This is a genomic window from Microbacterium sp. RURRCA19A, assembly GCF_900156455.1.
Classification (GTDB): Bacteria; Actinomycetota; Actinomycetes; order Actinomycetales; family Microbacteriaceae; genus Microbacterium.
In genome coordinates this window covers 1,416,670-1,430,489 of record NZ_FTNQ01000001.1, presented here as the reverse complement: position 1 = coordinate 1,430,489, position 13,820 = coordinate 1,416,670, and the positions used below count along the sequence as shown (strand labels likewise).

Sequence of the window (13,820 nt, the reverse complement as noted above, 5' to 3'; positions counted from 1 at the left end):
ACGTTATCCCGCGCGCGTGGGTCCGCGCCTCAGTCGGACGCGCCCCCGTCTGCGTCGTCCTCGCCGTCCGCAGACCCGTCGGGCGTCTCCCGATCGTCGTCCGGCGACGCCGAGCCCCGCGGTGCAGCGCGCAGCAGCTCGTTCATCTCGGACAGGAAGCCGCCCAGCTGTTGCTGCTGCCAGCGCAGATCGCGGGTGCGATCCTCGGCGTCGCGCAGCACCGTGGCGGCGTGGGCCGCGATGGTGTCCGCGATGCGTTGAGCCTTCTCGCGCGCATCGTCGAGGATGCCGCGTGCCTGGACCTGCGCCTGTGCCACGACCTGCTGGGCCTGAGCGCGGGCCAGTCGCTCGTGATCGTCGGCCCGCCCCGCGATCCGGCGCGCGTGCGCGAGGGCGGCCTCCACCTGCTCGCTCGCGTCCGAGGTGATCCGCTCGGCGTGCGCGACGGCCTGATTGTGCAGCACGAGGAACTCCTGCTGCGCCTCGTCCTGACGCCGGGTCAGCGACTCCTCGAACTCGAGGACCCGTGCGGTCATCTCCCGGACGTCGCGCTCCGCCGCGGCCCGCAGGTCGGCGGTCTCGCGGGAGACGAGCGAACGCAGCGCGGCCGCGCCCTTCTCGGCCTCCGTGCGAACGGCTGCGGCCTCACGCTCCGCCTGGGCCACTTTCTCCGTCGCGTGGGCGCCCTCGCGTTCGAGCCGGGTGTGGTGCGCGGTGAGTTCGGTCTCGATCCGGAGGCGCGCCTGGTCGGCGTCGTGCTGCGCCTCCGATCGGATCCGGTCGCGTTCGGCGACCGCGTCGGACCGGATGTCGTCGGCCTCGTCGCGGGCGGTGGACAGGAGCCGTTCCGCCTGCGCCGCCGCGTTCTGCACCAGCACGCTCGCCTGTTCTTCGGCGACGCGGAGAATCGCGTCGAACCGCTGACGCGCCTGCGCCGGATCGTCGCCCTCGCCGTCCGTGCCGCCGATGAGACCGCTCGAGAGGGCGGCGACCTGCGTCTCCGCGTCGGCCGCGCGCGCGGCGGCGGCGCGCGCCTGCTCCTGCAGTCGCCCGGTCTCCTCGCTGTGACGGCGGGCCACCTCGGCGAGCTCGTCGTCATGGTCTGCGCGCTGTTGGGCGAACATCGCCTCGGCGCGGAGCTTCTCGCGGTGCACCTCGTCGGAGGCCTCCCGCGCCCGCCGGACGAGATGGCGGACGCTTTCGTCGACCGCCTCGCGATCGTATCCGCGGAAGCCGACGGGGAACGTCGGCGACGGATCTTCCTCGGCGGTCCGGCGGAGCAACTCGTCGAGCGGCGAAGACTCCGCTCCGTCCGTCGGCTGGTGCGACTGCGGGGTCTGGTCGTCCGTCACGGGGACTCCTCTCGGGGCGGCCCGGCGACGCCCGACGAGCGAGGTGCCGGCCGCGGGCTCGTGCAGAGGGGATGCGCGGTCTCGAACCGGGTGCCGTGGCCACGAGACCGCGCATCCATGGTGAGCGACCGGGATGAAGAGTACGGAACTTGGGGGAGAACCACTCGAGATCGCTCGAGGACGACCATGCCACGCACGAGGGGCTCAGACCCCGGCGTGCGGCGATACCTCACCCGGGGAATCGCCCGCGGACAGGACGGATTCCGACCATGTCAGCATTCCGCCGCGGCTCCTCCCGCGTGCGGCGGTGCGGAGCGCGGTAGTGTGGCGGAGCCCCCCTCGACGCCGCCGGAGACGCCCATGACCGAGACGATCGTTCGGTCTCCCCGCCTCGCCGGCCGTCCGGGAAGCCGTCGTGTCGTTCTCCTCGCGCTCGTCGGCGGATGCGCCGCTTTCCTGAGTGCGGGCTTGATCTGGCTCAGTCGCCTGTGGGATCCCACCGTTCACTACGTGAGTCAGTTGGGGGCCACGGGGATGCCGACGGCGCCGCTGTTCAACTCCGCTCTGCTGCTGCTCGGCATCGCCGCGGTGCTCGTGGACAGAGCGCTCCTGCACCGGCCCGACGTCTACGTGGTCGGCTGGCCCATCGCCGCGACCCTGGTCGTGTGCGGGGCGTGTTTCGCACTGGCATCCGTCGTCACCTGCTCGCCCGGATGTCCCGTGCCGTTCACCCCGGGTGCCCTGCCGCAAGACCTCATCCACATCAGCGCGGCTGTGCTCGGCTTCGTCCTGGCCATCGTCGCGATGGCACAGGTGTCGGTTCTGCGCCGCCGTCCGTGGATGCGTGCGGCGAGCCTCGTGACCCTCGTCGCCGTCGGTCTGACGTCGTTCACCGGTGCCATGCTGGCGCTGTTCCGCGGCGACACGGTTCTCGGTGGGAATCTCGAGTTCGCCGCCGCGACGCTCGCGATCGCGTGGTTCGGGGTCTTCGGGCTGCAAGTCGCGGCGGACGAGGTCGTCACCCGCGGTGACCCGTCGGACCCTCGCTGACGCAGCGACTACCGTTTACCCATGACCCGACGACGACTGCGCCGAGTGATCGGGGTGATCGTGCCGATCGCGAGCATCGTCGTCGTGCTGGTCGTCTTCCACGGAGCCGGCGTGCCGCTGACGCTTCCGGGCGTGCTTGTCTTCGTCGTGCTCCTGATCGTGGGGCGAGTGGTCTTCGGGTTCGCTCGACGGCGGCGCGCCGACCGCGGCTGATCGGCGCGCCGCCTTCCTCACACGTCGCTGTCGGCCTCGATCAGACCCCACGCGTGCGCGGCGCGGATCGCGCTTGCACGGTCCGACACCTCGAGCTTGCGGTACAGGCTCTGCAACTGCGTCTTGACGGTGTTGGGTGAGACGACCAGGGCGCGGGCGATGTCAGCGATCGTCGAGGTCGGTGTGAGCTGCGCCAGGACCACCTGCTCGCGCTTGGTGAGGTGGGGAACGCTCACGGATGACGCGAAGAACGAGACGCGATCCGAGACGCGGTCGCGCGCCGCGGGGGACAGAAGTCGCAGGACGAGGCCGCGGTCCTCGGGGGCGACCGCACTCCACGGACTCCACAGGTCGTGACGCGCGCTGAGCGCCTCGGCCCGCTGGGCGGTCGATCGGTGCGCCCCCGTCCCGTTGAGCCGCACGTCCGCGACCATGCTGACGACCAGGCTCTCCAGCGCGGCGCGCGGGGAGGAATCCTGATGGATGCCCCACTTCACGCTCATCACGTAGGCCTCGTGGGCGCGCCCGGCGTACAGCTGCGACAGCGCGATAGCGGGGGCGGTGGCGGCGGAGAGCCCGAACGGCCCCTCGAAGAGGGCCATGGCCTTGCGGGCCTGACGCAGCGCGATCAACACTTTCGCGCGAGCGGTCAGAAGCTGGATCGACTGGAAGTGAGACGGGGGTGTGCTCCGCGTCCGCCCCATCCACGACCTCAGCATCCCGAGCGCATCCGGGGCCGCTCCGGAGAGCAGGAACGCGAGGGCTTGGACGGACGCGGCGAACGGCCACAGTTCCCGAGCGCCGCCCGTCGCTGTCATCGTGTCCAGGCGCTCCCGTGCGGCCGCGGCATCCCCGCGTTCCAGGCTCAACCACGCGTCGGCCAGACGCGTGCCCTCGCCCCACGGAGAGTCGATCCATCCGTCCTCCCGATCGGTCTCGCACAGCACCCCGGCCGCGCGGACGTCGCCCTCGAGCAGCGCCACGACGGCGAGGACCCCGCGGGCGCGCAGCCGACGGGCGGGAGGGGCGAGGCGTTCGACCTGCCCGAGGGCGAGGGTCGCGTCGCGCAGCTTGCCCATGGCCAGGTGGGTCATCCCCACCTGGTACCACCCCTCGGCGACGGCGTCGTCGGACAGCGACGGACGACGCCGCAGGGCGTCCACGAGCAGGGTCGCCGATTCGGTGGCCAGCGCGAACCGCCCGGCGGCGCGCAGCAGGTTCACGCGCACGATCAGTGCCTCGATGTTGTGCTGCGCGGCCGCTTTCGCTTCCGGGAGGCGACCGAGCGCGCCGACCGCGAGCGCGGGGGTCTCGGCGGAGGCGGCCGTGTCGGCGTCGACCGACAGGAGGGCGTCGACCGACAGGGGGTCGAAGCCCACGTGCGAGCGGAGCGTCTCGACGAGCGTCGTGAAAGCGGCGGCGTCCCGTGCCCAGACCTCCGGTCCCGCCGAGCGCAGGATCGACCCGAGGGTGGGCCACTGGCCGGCGTCGGCGGCGAGCTGCGCGGCGCGCAGGGGCTCTCCGGCGGCGACAAGGTGATCGAGCAGGCGCAGGCGCGCGCGCTCGACCAGCTCGGGCGCGCCCGCCGTGATCTCGCGCAGCCACTGGGTGCGTACCGGTTCGGCCAGCACCAGCCGGGTCGTGCTGGGCCACACGAAGCCCGCATCCTGGAGCTCGGCCAGGAGATCGCTCGTGGTGCCGGTGGTCGAGTCGATGCCGATCGCGTCGGCCAGCTCGACGTTGATGTACGGGGCCACCGCGAGCAAGCGCACCTCGTCGGTGATCGGGGCGCTCAGGTGGGCCTCCATGTCCGCGGTGAGAGCGCGTCCGGCGTAGTCCGCAATGGCATCCGCCTCGTCCCGCGTGCGCAACGGCAGGCCCTCGAGGCGGAGCCGGGAGCTCGCGAGCTGCGCGAGGGCCGGCCATCCGTGCGTGCGGCGCATGAGCACATCGATGGCGACGTCGGTGGTCTCGATCCCGTTCAGGTCCAGGACGAGGGTCAGCTCTTCGCGGGTCATCAGGAGGTCGGCCGGAGTGAGGACGTGGACGTCGAACTCCAGGGCGATCAGGGGGCTCTCCAGGCGCGTCACGTGCCGCGTGGAGACGACCACCCGCAGCGAGGGATCCGCGCGGAGCAGATCGAGGATCGCGCCGGAGCCGACCGCGGACCCGTCGGTCAGGTTGTCGACCAGCAGGACGTGCTGCGGCGGACCCTCGTCGAACGCGGCCGCGACGCGGTCGAGGGTCGCGGTGTCGGCGTGGGCGGCATCCAGGAGCTGGATGCCGGTCTCGGGGTCATCGTCGAGGGCCGCCGCGAACTGCCGCAGTAGGGCGCTCTTGCCCACACCGGCGGGTCCGCGCAGGAGCACGACATCGCTCTCGAGAGCGTCGCGGAGCTTGGCGACCGTCATGGTGCGGGGTGTCCAGAAGCGGCTGGAGCGCCGGGCGGCGCGGGCCGCGGCGGGCGGGGTGTCGAGGTCGATCAGCATCGTGTTCTCCAACTCTCGGTCTGCGGTGTCGTCGTCCCGGGTTCGGGTCGGGGAGACGAAGGGAGCGCACAGCCGGGGTGCGCTTCACCCGATCATTGGGGTGATGTTCGCCCGGATGACCTGTCGAGGGAGCGGTTTCATCCCCGCGGTCATCCCGCCTTCACCCTGTCGGCATCACACTCTCCGCCCCCCTGTCACCATCGCGGAGCGTCGCCGTTTCCCCCCGCGTATCGCCCGATCGCCCCCGTTCCGGCAGCGCGAGGCGCGCCCTCCGTCCGGTGCCTATGCTTCCCGGGCTCGGCGTTCCCGATGCGGACCGAGCGGAAGGTGGAAAACGAGTGGACATGCAACGCGTCGCGCGGATCCTGCGCGCGTACTGGAAGGCGATCGTCGCTCTGACTCTGGCCGGTGGGCTCGCGGGGCTCGGCTGGAGCGCTCTGCAGCCGCGGGTCTATACCGCCGACGCGAGCGGTTACGTCGCCAGCGTGTCGTCCGACGGATCGACGAGCTCGGCGCTGGCCGGGGGCACTCTCGCGCTGTCGCGGGTGAAGTCCTTCATCGACATGGGGTACTGGAAGTCGGTGGCCGAAACGGCGCGGGACGAGCTCGGACTCACCGACAGCCCGGAGTCGCTGGTGCAGCGCATCCGCGTGTCCAACCCCGTCGACACCGTCAACGTGCGCGTCGATGCGACGGGACCGACGCCCGAGGCGGCACGCGACCTCGCGCAGGCGTGGCTCCAGGGCATGACCGTCCAGGTCGATCAACTGGAATCCACGGGGGGCGGACACGGCGCGGTGAAGCTGGTCGCGGGCGACTCGGCGCGGCTGCCGACCGCGCCGTCCTCGCCCAATGAGAAGCTCGCCATCGCCGTCGGCGCCCTCGCCGGGGCGGTCGCGGGGGTCCTGTTCGCGCTGGTGCGTCGCGCGTTCGACCGGCGCGTCCGATCGGCGCACGACATCTCCGACTCCGTCGACGTGTCGGTGGTCGGCATCCTGCCGGTGGACAAAGAGCTCGCCGCCGGACGCGCCGTCTTCTCGTTCGACGACATCCGGGACGGGCGCGGCTCCTTCGCGCACAAAGAGGCGATGCGGGAGCTGAGGACGAATCTGCAGTACGTGGATGTGGACCGACCCCCGCGCGTCATGGTCGTCACGAGCCCTCTGCCCGGCGACGGGAAGTCCACGACGGCCGCGAACCTCGCGGTGAGCATCGCGGCGACGGGGCAGTCGGTGATCCTCATCGACGCCGATCTGCGCCGTCCTGTGCTGGGTGCGACGTTCGGCTTCTCGGACGATGTGGGGCTCTCCGACGTCCTCGCGGGTCGCGCGCGCATCGAGCAGGTGGCCCACCAGGTCGACGAGAACGGACGTCTGTTCGTCGTCGCGGCCGGGCGTACGCCGCCCAACCCCAGCGAGATGGTCGGCTCGCAGCGCATGCAGCAGCTGGCGCGCACCCTGGCCGACGACATGGTCGTCATCATCGACTCCCCGCCGACGCTCGCGGTCGCCGACGCCGCGGTCATCGCGAACTGGGCGGACGGCGCGGTCCTCGTGGTGACCGCCGGTCGCACGACGGACGACATGCTCCAGCGGGCGGTCGGGAACATCGCCAAGACCCGTGGTCGGCTCCTCGGGGTCGTCCTCAACCGTGTCCCGCTGCGCGGCGCGGATTCGAACTATTACGGCTCGCAGTACGGCGGCTACTACGGCTACGGCGCACCGAGCTCCGGTGTCGACCGCCCGCGGTGGTGGCGTCGGCCGTGGCGTCGCGCCACGGTCGAGAAGAAGGATGCCGGCGAGCAGGCGCCCGGTCCGCGTCGGCGGTCCGCGGAACTGCCTCCCTCGAACGTGCGTGGTCTGCGGACGCTCGCTCCGGGGCGGAAGGGATCGCCTGTGCCGGGTGATTCCGGTGGTGAAGGCGTGGTCCCCGTCGCGGCGCCCGCCGCGGACGTCCCGGACGACCGGACGTCCCGACGCCGTCAGAGGGGGTGAAAACACGCACCCGACAACGCCGGAGGGCGCCGACCCCCAGGGGAATCGGCGCCCTCCGGCCTGATCAGTGCGCGGTCTCGCCGGGGGCGACCACCGCCTTCACGGTCCGGAACAGGATCACGATGTCGCCGATGAGCGACCAGTTCTCGACGTAGAAGAGATCGAGGCGGATGGCATCCTCCCAGGACAGAGCCGACCGGCCGCTCACCTGCCAGAGGCCGCTCATCCCCGGACGCACGATGAGGCGACGACGGGCGTCGTCGTCGTAGAAGGCGACCTCCGCGTCACGCTGCGGGCGCGGGCCGACGAGGCTCATCTGCCCCATCAGCACGTTGAACAACTGGGGGATCTCGTCGAGCGAGTATCTCCGCAGGATCCGGCCGATCTGGGTGATGCGCGGGTCGTCGTCGATCTTGAACAAGGGTGCTCCGTCGCGCCCCTGGGCGGTGAGGAGTTCCGACAGGCGGGCGTCCGCGCCGTCGACCATGGAGCGGAACTTGAGCATGCCGAATCGGGCACCTCCCTGCCCGACGCGCTCCTGCCGGTACAGGATCGGCCCGGGGCCCGACAGTCGCACGAGCCCGGCCAGGACGAGCAGTACCGGGCTGAGGACGAGCAGCAGCAGCAGCGACCCGACGATGTCGAAGGCGCGCTTCAAGACACGCTGCCGCGTCGAGTACTGCGGCGTCTCGACGTGCACGAGGGGGAGGCCCGCGACCGGACGCGTGTGGATGCGGGGACCGGCGACGTCCGTCAGGTTCACGGCCACGATCAGGTGCTGTCGTCCGGGCTCGAGGCCCCAACCGATCCGCCGGATGTCGTGGGCATCGATCCGTCCGCCCCCGGTGATGAGCACGCTGTCGGCGTCCAGTTCGTCGAGACGATGTTCCAGTCGGCGGGCATGGGCGTCCGTCCACGAACTCCCCTCGACTCCCCCCACGGTGTGGACGCCCACGACCGTCAGGCCTACGCCGGGTTGACGGGCGATCTCGCCGGCGACGCGGGCGTTCTCTTCGGCGCTCCCGACGAGGACGACGCGCGACGACAGGTCGCCCCGGCGTCTGCGGGCGATGAGCCAGGAACGCGCAGCCGTCCGTGACGCGAGGAGGGTGAGCGTTCCGGCCGGCAGGCTGAGGAGGAAGTATCCGCGGGACAGGTCGGCGCCGGTGAGGTAGGCGGCCATCGCGACGAGCCCGAAGAGTTGGAAGGAGGCTGCGATGACGAGTCGATGCTCGGCGACCCCGTGCCCGACGACCCGGGGCAGGCGCGTCCCCCACAGCGTCAGGGCGGCGAGCCAGGCGATGCACAGGGCCAGCGACACGGTGGTGTAGTCGATCGGCGCCGAGCTGACGCCCGCGTGATCGGGGCCGAGCCAGAGCAGTTGGGTGCCGAAGACGGCGACGATCACCACGAGCGCGTCGGACGCGACGAGGAGACGTGCGTATCGGGATTGCCAGGTACGCCGTCGCGTCGCGCGGGCGGGGGTGAAGCTTTTTTGTATGGCAGGTGAACTGAATGACGAGGTAGCGAGATCCATGAGTACTCCGCTGATCGGGCTCAGTGGCCGGAGATGATGCGCCTCTGGGCTGGAACAGGAGGCGCGGGGTCCGGGCACTCTGCCATCCGCGGTGCCGGCCCGAAGCCGGTGCGCTCACGGGGCTCGGAGGGTGAAGGGGCGCGACGGGAGGGCCGTCGCGGAGCGAAGGCCCAACGGGATCGGGACCGGGTCGGCGATCCCACCACGGTTCGCCCCTCTGATCACCTCCACGACGACGCCCGTCACCTCGACGGACCGCAGGCCCACCGGTGCCGACCCAGACACGGAACAACATGTACACATGTTCATGTGCGCGTAGCCGAACGGACAAGCTGGGTGCATGACCGACGTGCCCGATCCCTGGAACGAGTTCGCGAGACAGTTCGGAGACCGTCTCCTCAACGCCCGGGCGAAGAGAGGGCTCTCCCAGGAGCACGTCGCGCATGCCGCCGGACTCGCCACCTTCACGTACCGCAAGCTCGAACACGGCGAATCCAACCCCGGCACTCCCGCGAACCCGCGCCTGCGCACCATCGTGTGCCTCGCGGAGGTCCTGGGGATCCCGCTCGCCGACTTGCTTCCGCCGCCTCCGGAGGGCATCGCGCCCGGTCGTTGATCGCGGTGTCGGAGGCTCGTGCTTCACTTCTTCCGTGCCCACCGATGATCGGGGAGTCCTCGCGGACGACCCGGAGAGAGAGGTGTCCGGCATGAGCGAGAACGATGTCCACCCCCGTCACGCAGGTGCGCGCTGCACATACGCGTGGTGCACGACCCGCCACGGCGTCACGGTCCATCCCGACGACGAGGCGCATCGCAGCGCCGGCTCCGGTTTCGCGTCGCGCGTCCGCGGATCGGACGACTCGGGGGCGGGGCGCGAGCTCGATGTGGAGGTGGGAGTCCTCCGTCGCCCCGGCGATGTCGAGAACTGGCTCGTGATCGAAGTCGGAGCGGTCGGGCTGGCGATGACGACGGAGGGAGCGCGCGAACTCCGTCGCGTGCTCGTCGAGGATCCACAGATCCGAGACGCGTTGTCGTCCTGACCCGATCGTGCGCCGCTGGCGGCATTCACCCGGGCGGGCCGGCGCCGGGATGGTCGGACGCGAGTGCGGAACGGCCGCGCCGGAGCGCTGTACTCGGCGAAGCGGTCGGCTCACCCGAGCGGCCCGTCACCCGAGCCGCCACCGAGGGAGACCCGTGAACCCGTTGTCCCGCCCGCGCGTGCTGATCGTGTGCACCGCGAACGCGATCCGCTCGCCGTTCGTCGAGCACCTGCTCCGCGCGCGTCTCGCCGACGCCGGAGTGGTCGCACCGGTCATCAGCAGCGCGGGTACCGCGGCCCGCCCCGAGCGAGCCGCGGTACCGGAGGCCGTCGACCTCGGTCGCGAGTACGGTCTGGACCTCGCCCCGCATCGCACCCGCCGCCTCGATGAGATGCTGCTCCGCCAGTCGACGACAGTGCTGTGCGCGGCGGCGGTGCATCGGCGGGCCGTCCTGGACATGCGCCCGGACGCTCTGGACACGACGTTCACGGTGCGTGAGTTCGCCCGTCTGCTCCGGGAGGAGTCGGGGGTGTCCGTCGCGGGCGATTGGGAGACTCTCGTGTCCCGTCTCGCGCGGGGGCGAACCCGCGCACGCCGGGTCTGCGCGGACGATGACGACATCGTCGACCCGATCGGTCGGTCGGCGACGGTGTGGCGGGAGTTCGAGCGCACGACGGTGGACGCCGTCCAGACGATCGCGGGGCACGCGGCTCGGGTGCTCGCCGAGGCGACAGCGGGTCGGGAGGCGGGTCCGCCGCCGATGACTCGTCGTCAGCTTCGCTCGCGGCGCGCTGCGGATCCCGGTATGCCGCCCGGGTGAGGGCGACCGCTCAGTCCGGTCCGCGTCGACGTCGGCGGAGGCGGCGCACTCCCGCGAGCCCCGCCGCACCGATCACACCGCCGAGGGTGTTCGCCGCGACGTCGACGGCGCTCGAGGTCCGCCCAGGGAGGAACAGTCCCTGGGCGATCTCCGCCGACAGCGGTACGACCCACGCCACACCGAGGAGGACGAAGGGTCGTCCGGGAAGGACGGTGGCGAGGATCATCCCGAACGGAACCATCATCACGACGTTCAGCGTCGCATCCACGCCGAACGGGAACGCCGCGGGCGCAAGGCGGACCATCGCTTCGTAGACCGGACCCGCGTTCGCGTCGATGTGCTCGGGCCAGAACAGGACCACCACGAGAAGGACCAGATAGCCCGACGCCAGGACGGCTGTCAGGGACCGACCCCGATCCCGTGGAGGTGTGGTGCGCATGCTTCACCGTACGAAGCCGCGCCCACGACCTCTCCCGCGCGGTCGGGTGGGATCAGAAGGTGATCGCGCGAGTCAGACCCGCGCCCGACGGGGTGTCGAGGGTCCGGCCCTCTTCACTGTCGGCGCGGGCGATGATGCGGCCGATGCCGATCCCTGCGGCGAGGGCGGCGACGATCCAGGTGACGATGCCGACGGCGATGGCGGCGACGATGAGGACCATGGGACTTCTCCTTTGGAGTCCGGTGGTGCATGACGTGATGTGCTGGCCACTGTAGTGCCCGGAAGCGTGCCGATTCGCCACTGCCGCGCCGAGAGGAAATGCGGTATATCAGTCGCGTCGACCGAAAGTGCGGCGTACGACCCTCAACAGACCCAGGAAGCCGAACAGGCCGATCACCGCCCCCAGGATCGCGAACAGCGTGACGGATCCGCCCAGCACCGGCCCGCCGCCGGAGACGATCAGGACCACGGCGATCACGACCGCCGCGATCGAGACGAGGGTCGTCGCGATCTCGGAGGTGATCCGGCTCAGGATGCCGCTGGTATCGGTGCCGTCGTCGGAGCGCAGCGTGATGCCGATCGAGCCGCGTTCGATGCCGGTGAGCAGGGCCTCGAGGCGTTGCGGCATGCGCTGCAGTCGGGCGAGCGAGATCACCGCGCCGGCCTGGAGGTCGGTGGCCGTGCGCGTCAGCGACAGCGTGCGCCGCAGGAGAGTGGGCATGAGGGGGAGGGCGCGACCGACCATGTCGAAATCCGAGACGATCACGCGCAGACATCCCTCGAGGGTGGCGAAGCTGCGCAGCGCCGACGCGAGCTCGCCCGGGAGGCCGATGTGGTGCTGGCGGATGACGTCGACGATCCGCGTGAAGATCGATCCCTGGCCGCCGCTGCCGAGGTGCTCCGCGGTGAGGACGACGCCGACGTCGTGACGGAAGGCATCCATGTCGACCCCGTCGGGTGCGTCCACGATGAGCAGGAGCGCGTCGGTGGCGGCCACGTCGTTCTCGCTGAGTGCGGCGAGCAGAAGCGCGGTCATGTGCTGGCGACGGCTTCTCTCGATGATGCCGACGGCTCCGAAGTCGATCAGCCCGAGTGTGCCGTCGGACTTCAGCAGCACGTTCCCGGGATGGAGATCGGCGTGGAAGACGCCGTACACCAGGATCTGTTCGATGACCGTGGTCATCAGGACCTGGGCGAGACGGTCGCGCGCCTCGGGCGTCAGGGCGGCGAGACGATCGGCGGAGTCGCTCAGGGCGGCGCCGTCGACCAGCGCCATCGTCAGGACCCGAGTGCTGGACGCATCGGGAAAGGCGTCCGGCACGGTGACGACGCCGCGTCGCGTGGGCTCCGCCGCGTCGATGCGGGCGATGGTCGCGCGGATCAATTCCGTGTTGCGCGCCTCGATGCGGTAGTCGAGCTCTTCGCGGAGCGTCGTGGTGAACCCGCGGGCCACGGACTCGATCCGCAGATCGCGGCCGAATCGCGTGCGCGCCTCGGCGCGGTGGGCGAGGCGCACGATGATGTCGGCATCCGCCTCCACCTGTGCGCGCGCGGCGGGCCGCTGCACCTTGACCACGACCGGGGTGCCGTCGCGCAGGGTCGCGCGATGCACCTGTGCGACGGATGCGGCCGCGAGCGGCTGCGGGTCGATCGAGGCGTAGACCTCGTCGACGGGGCGTCCAAGGTCGCTTTCGATGACCTCGCGGATCGTTTCCCACGGCAGGGTCGTCGCGTTGGTCTGCAGCGTCGCTAGCGCGCTCAGATACGGCTCGGGGATGAGGTCGCGGCGCGTGGACAGCACCTGGCCGAGCTTGACGAAGCTCACGCCCGCATCGTTGATGGTGGCGACGATCGCGCGCGCGCGTTCCTCGGAGGTGCTCAGCTGCTGTTCGACACGGCTGTGACCGCCGTGGAAGAGCCATCCGACGCCGTGGCGGGACGCGATCGACAGGATCTCGACGTACCTGCGGGTGCGTTTGCGCTGACGGAGACCGGCGCGGACGACGTCGATCGGGTTGGGGAGGGGGCGCGTGGGGAAGATCGCCTCGATCGCGACCAGGGTGGCGACGCCGAGGGCGAAGACCCAGCTGATGGACAGGGCGATCAGGCCGAGCGCGAGCCACACGTTGTCGCTGTCGGCGAGTGTCGAGCCCTCCGGAAGCCGTGTCTGCTGCAGAACCCATTCCGCCGCGGGGAACCCGAGGAAGAACACGAGGAGTCCGACGACGATGCTGCGTGGCCACCCCACGGTAGTCCCGAGGATCTGGCGGGCGACGAACCCGACGAGGATCGCGCAGATGATCGCCACGATGGCGATGAGCAGGGTGACGAGCACGGGGTCAGCGTAGTCGCCGGCTCACGAGATGCGAGCGAGACCGCACCCCGCGCACACCCAGGCGACCGCGGATCCCCGTCGGCGGGGCGCCATGCCGTGGAGGCAGCTCGGGCAGTGGGGCGGAAATCCGCTCGCCGCGTCGTCGTCGGGGAGCGGGGACGGGTCGGGGGTGGGAGGTGCGGCAGAGGGCGGAAGCATCGAGGTCCTTCGGTCGAGGACATCTTTACATGCGCATGCACTGTCGCGGGCGTCGTCCACAGCGGTGTCCACGGATGCCACGAAGGGGGAGGGACGACGTGCGTCCTCTCCCCCCTCGGTGCGTCCGGGAACTCACTCCGTCAACGGCGGAACTCCCGCAGGGCCTTCTTCGCCTTCTTCTCGGCGCGGCCGGCGGCCTTCCGCCGCCGACGACGAGCCTTCGGGTCGTCCCACAGACGGACGAGCTGATGCCCGACCGACTCGCGGTTCTTCACCTGCACCCGCGCGGCGCGGGTGCCGAGGACGTAGGCGATCAGGACGAGACCGCCCATGACGATGATGCGGTTGCGCAT

General features: G+C 71.0%; 13 protein-coding genes. 6 read left to right on the top strand and 7 right to left on the bottom strand.

Translation table 11 applies throughout. The features are described 5' to 3' along the window. Positions 1–29: 29 nt before the first annotated feature. Positions 30–1,352, bottom strand: a complete 1,323-nt coding sequence (locus tag BW982_RS06845; RefSeq protein ID WP_076491242.1) for a coiled-coil domain-containing protein — start codon at positions 1,350–1,352, stop codon at positions 30–32. A gap of 360 nt (positions 1,353–1,712) precedes the next feature. Between BW982_RS06845 and BW982_RS06840 the strand changes: the two genes are divergently transcribed. Then, complete coding sequence (locus BW982_RS06840) at positions 1,713–2,402, top strand: DUF998 domain-containing protein (RefSeq protein WP_175611047.1); 690 nt, start codon at positions 1,713–1,715, stop codon at positions 2,400–2,402. Between the two features lie 21 nt (positions 2,403–2,423). Continuing rightward, complete coding sequence (locus tag BW982_RS17685; protein WP_139327335.1) at positions 2,424–2,615, top strand: hypothetical protein; 192 nt, start codon at positions 2,424–2,426, stop codon at positions 2,613–2,615. Positions 2,616–2,632: 17 nt separating this feature from the next. On the opposite strand, the gene BW982_RS06835 is transcribed toward BW982_RS17685, so the two are convergent. Beyond that, positions 2,633–5,104 (bottom strand): helix-turn-helix transcriptional regulator, encoded by a 2,472-nt coding sequence (locus BW982_RS06835; protein ID WP_076491241.1) that lies wholly within the window; start codon positions 5,102–5,104, stop codon positions 2,633–2,635. A gap of 344 nt (positions 5,105–5,448) precedes the next feature. Between BW982_RS06835 and BW982_RS06830 the strand changes: the two genes are divergently transcribed. Next, positions 5,449–7,098 carry a tyrosine-protein kinase domain-containing protein gene (locus BW982_RS06830; protein ID WP_175611046.1) on the top strand — a complete coding sequence of 550 codons (1,650 nt, stop codon included), beginning with the start codon at positions 5,449–5,451 and terminating at the stop codon, positions 7,096–7,098. Between the two features lie 64 nt (positions 7,099–7,162). On the opposite strand, the gene BW982_RS06825 is transcribed toward BW982_RS06830, so the two are convergent. Beyond that, positions 7,163–8,635 carry a sugar transferase gene (locus BW982_RS06825; RefSeq protein ID WP_076491239.1) on the bottom strand — a complete coding sequence of 491 codons (1,473 nt, stop codon included), beginning with the start codon at positions 8,633–8,635 and terminating at the stop codon, positions 7,163–7,165. 340 nt (positions 8,636–8,975) lie between these two features. Here BW982_RS06825 and BW982_RS06820 point away from each other — a divergent pair, with 340 nt between their 5' ends. The 3 genes from BW982_RS06820 (at position 8,976) to BW982_RS06810 (ending at position 10,495) form a co-directional block, all read left to right on the top strand. Continuing rightward, positions 8,976–9,251 carry a helix-turn-helix domain-containing protein gene (locus BW982_RS06820; RefSeq protein WP_076491238.1) on the top strand — a complete coding sequence of 92 codons (276 nt, stop codon included), beginning with the start codon at positions 8,976–8,978 and terminating at the stop codon, positions 9,249–9,251. A 91-nt stretch (positions 9,252–9,342) separates the two neighbouring features. Then, positions 9,343–9,675, top strand: coding sequence for a hypothetical protein (locus BW982_RS06815; protein WP_139327333.1), 333 nt, complete (start codon positions 9,343–9,345; stop codon positions 9,673–9,675). A gap of 154 nt (positions 9,676–9,829) precedes the next feature. Continuing rightward, complete coding sequence (locus BW982_RS06810) at positions 9,830–10,495, top strand: arsenate reductase/protein-tyrosine-phosphatase family protein (protein ID WP_076491236.1); 666 nt, start codon at positions 9,830–9,832, stop codon at positions 10,493–10,495. A 10-nt stretch (positions 10,496–10,505) separates the two neighbouring features. Here the strand turns inward: BW982_RS06810 and BW982_RS06805 are convergent, their stop codons facing one another. The 4 genes from BW982_RS06805 to BW982_RS06795 all read right to left on the bottom strand — a co-directional run bounded on the left by BW982_RS06805 (position 10,506) and on the right by BW982_RS06795 (position 13,820). Beyond that, positions 10,506–10,934, bottom strand: coding sequence for a VanZ family protein (locus BW982_RS06805; protein ID WP_076491235.1), 429 nt, complete (start codon positions 10,932–10,934; stop codon positions 10,506–10,508). 52 nt (positions 10,935–10,986) lie between these two features. After that, a complete protein-coding gene (locus BW982_RS18160; protein ID WP_175611045.1) occupies positions 10,987–11,154 on the bottom strand; it encodes a hypothetical protein in 168 nt (55 codons plus the stop codon). 108 nt (positions 11,155–11,262) lie between these two features. Continuing rightward, positions 11,263–13,269, bottom strand: coding sequence for an ABC1 kinase family protein (locus tag BW982_RS06800; protein WP_076491234.1), 2,007 nt, complete (start codon positions 13,267–13,269; stop codon positions 11,263–11,265). 338 nt (positions 13,270–13,607) lie between these two features. Beyond that, on the bottom strand, positions 13,608–13,820 hold the full coding sequence (locus BW982_RS06795) for a hypothetical protein (RefSeq protein ID WP_076491233.1): 213 nt from the start codon (positions 13,818–13,820) through the stop codon (positions 13,608–13,610).

Coding starts and splice junctions, on each gene's coding strand:
- BW982_RS06840 (WP_175611047.1), top strand. CDS start 1,713: ATGACCGAGACGATCGTTCGGTCTCCCCGCCTCGCCGGCCGTCCGGGA.
- BW982_RS17685 (WP_139327335.1), top strand. CDS start 2,424: ATGACCCGACGACGACTGCGCCGAGTGATCGGGGTGATCGTGCCGATC.
- BW982_RS06835 (WP_076491241.1), bottom strand. CDS start 5,104: ATGCTGATCGACCTCGACACCCCGCCCGCCGCGGCCCGCGCCGCCCGG.
- BW982_RS06830 (WP_175611046.1), top strand. CDS start 5,449: ATGCAACGCGTCGCGCGGATCCTGCGCGCGTACTGGAAGGCGATCGTC.
- BW982_RS06825 (WP_076491239.1), bottom strand. CDS start 8,635: ATGGATCTCGCTACCTCGTCATTCAGTTCACCTGCCATACAAAAAAGC.
- BW982_RS06820 (WP_076491238.1), top strand. CDS start 8,976: ATGACCGACGTGCCCGATCCCTGGAACGAGTTCGCGAGACAGTTCGGA.
- BW982_RS06815 (WP_139327333.1), top strand. CDS start 9,343: ATGAGCGAGAACGATGTCCACCCCCGTCACGCAGGTGCGCGCTGCACA.
- BW982_RS06805 (WP_076491235.1), bottom strand. CDS start 10,934: ATGCGCACCACACCTCCACGGGATCGGGGTCGGTCCCTGACAGCCGTC.
- BW982_RS18160 (WP_175611045.1), bottom strand. CDS start 11,154: ATGGTCCTCATCGTCGCCGCCATCGCCGTCGGCATCGTCACCTGGATC.
- BW982_RS06795 (WP_076491233.1), bottom strand. CDS start 13,820: ATGCGCAACCGCATCATCGTCATGGGCGGTCTCGTCCTGATCGCCTAC.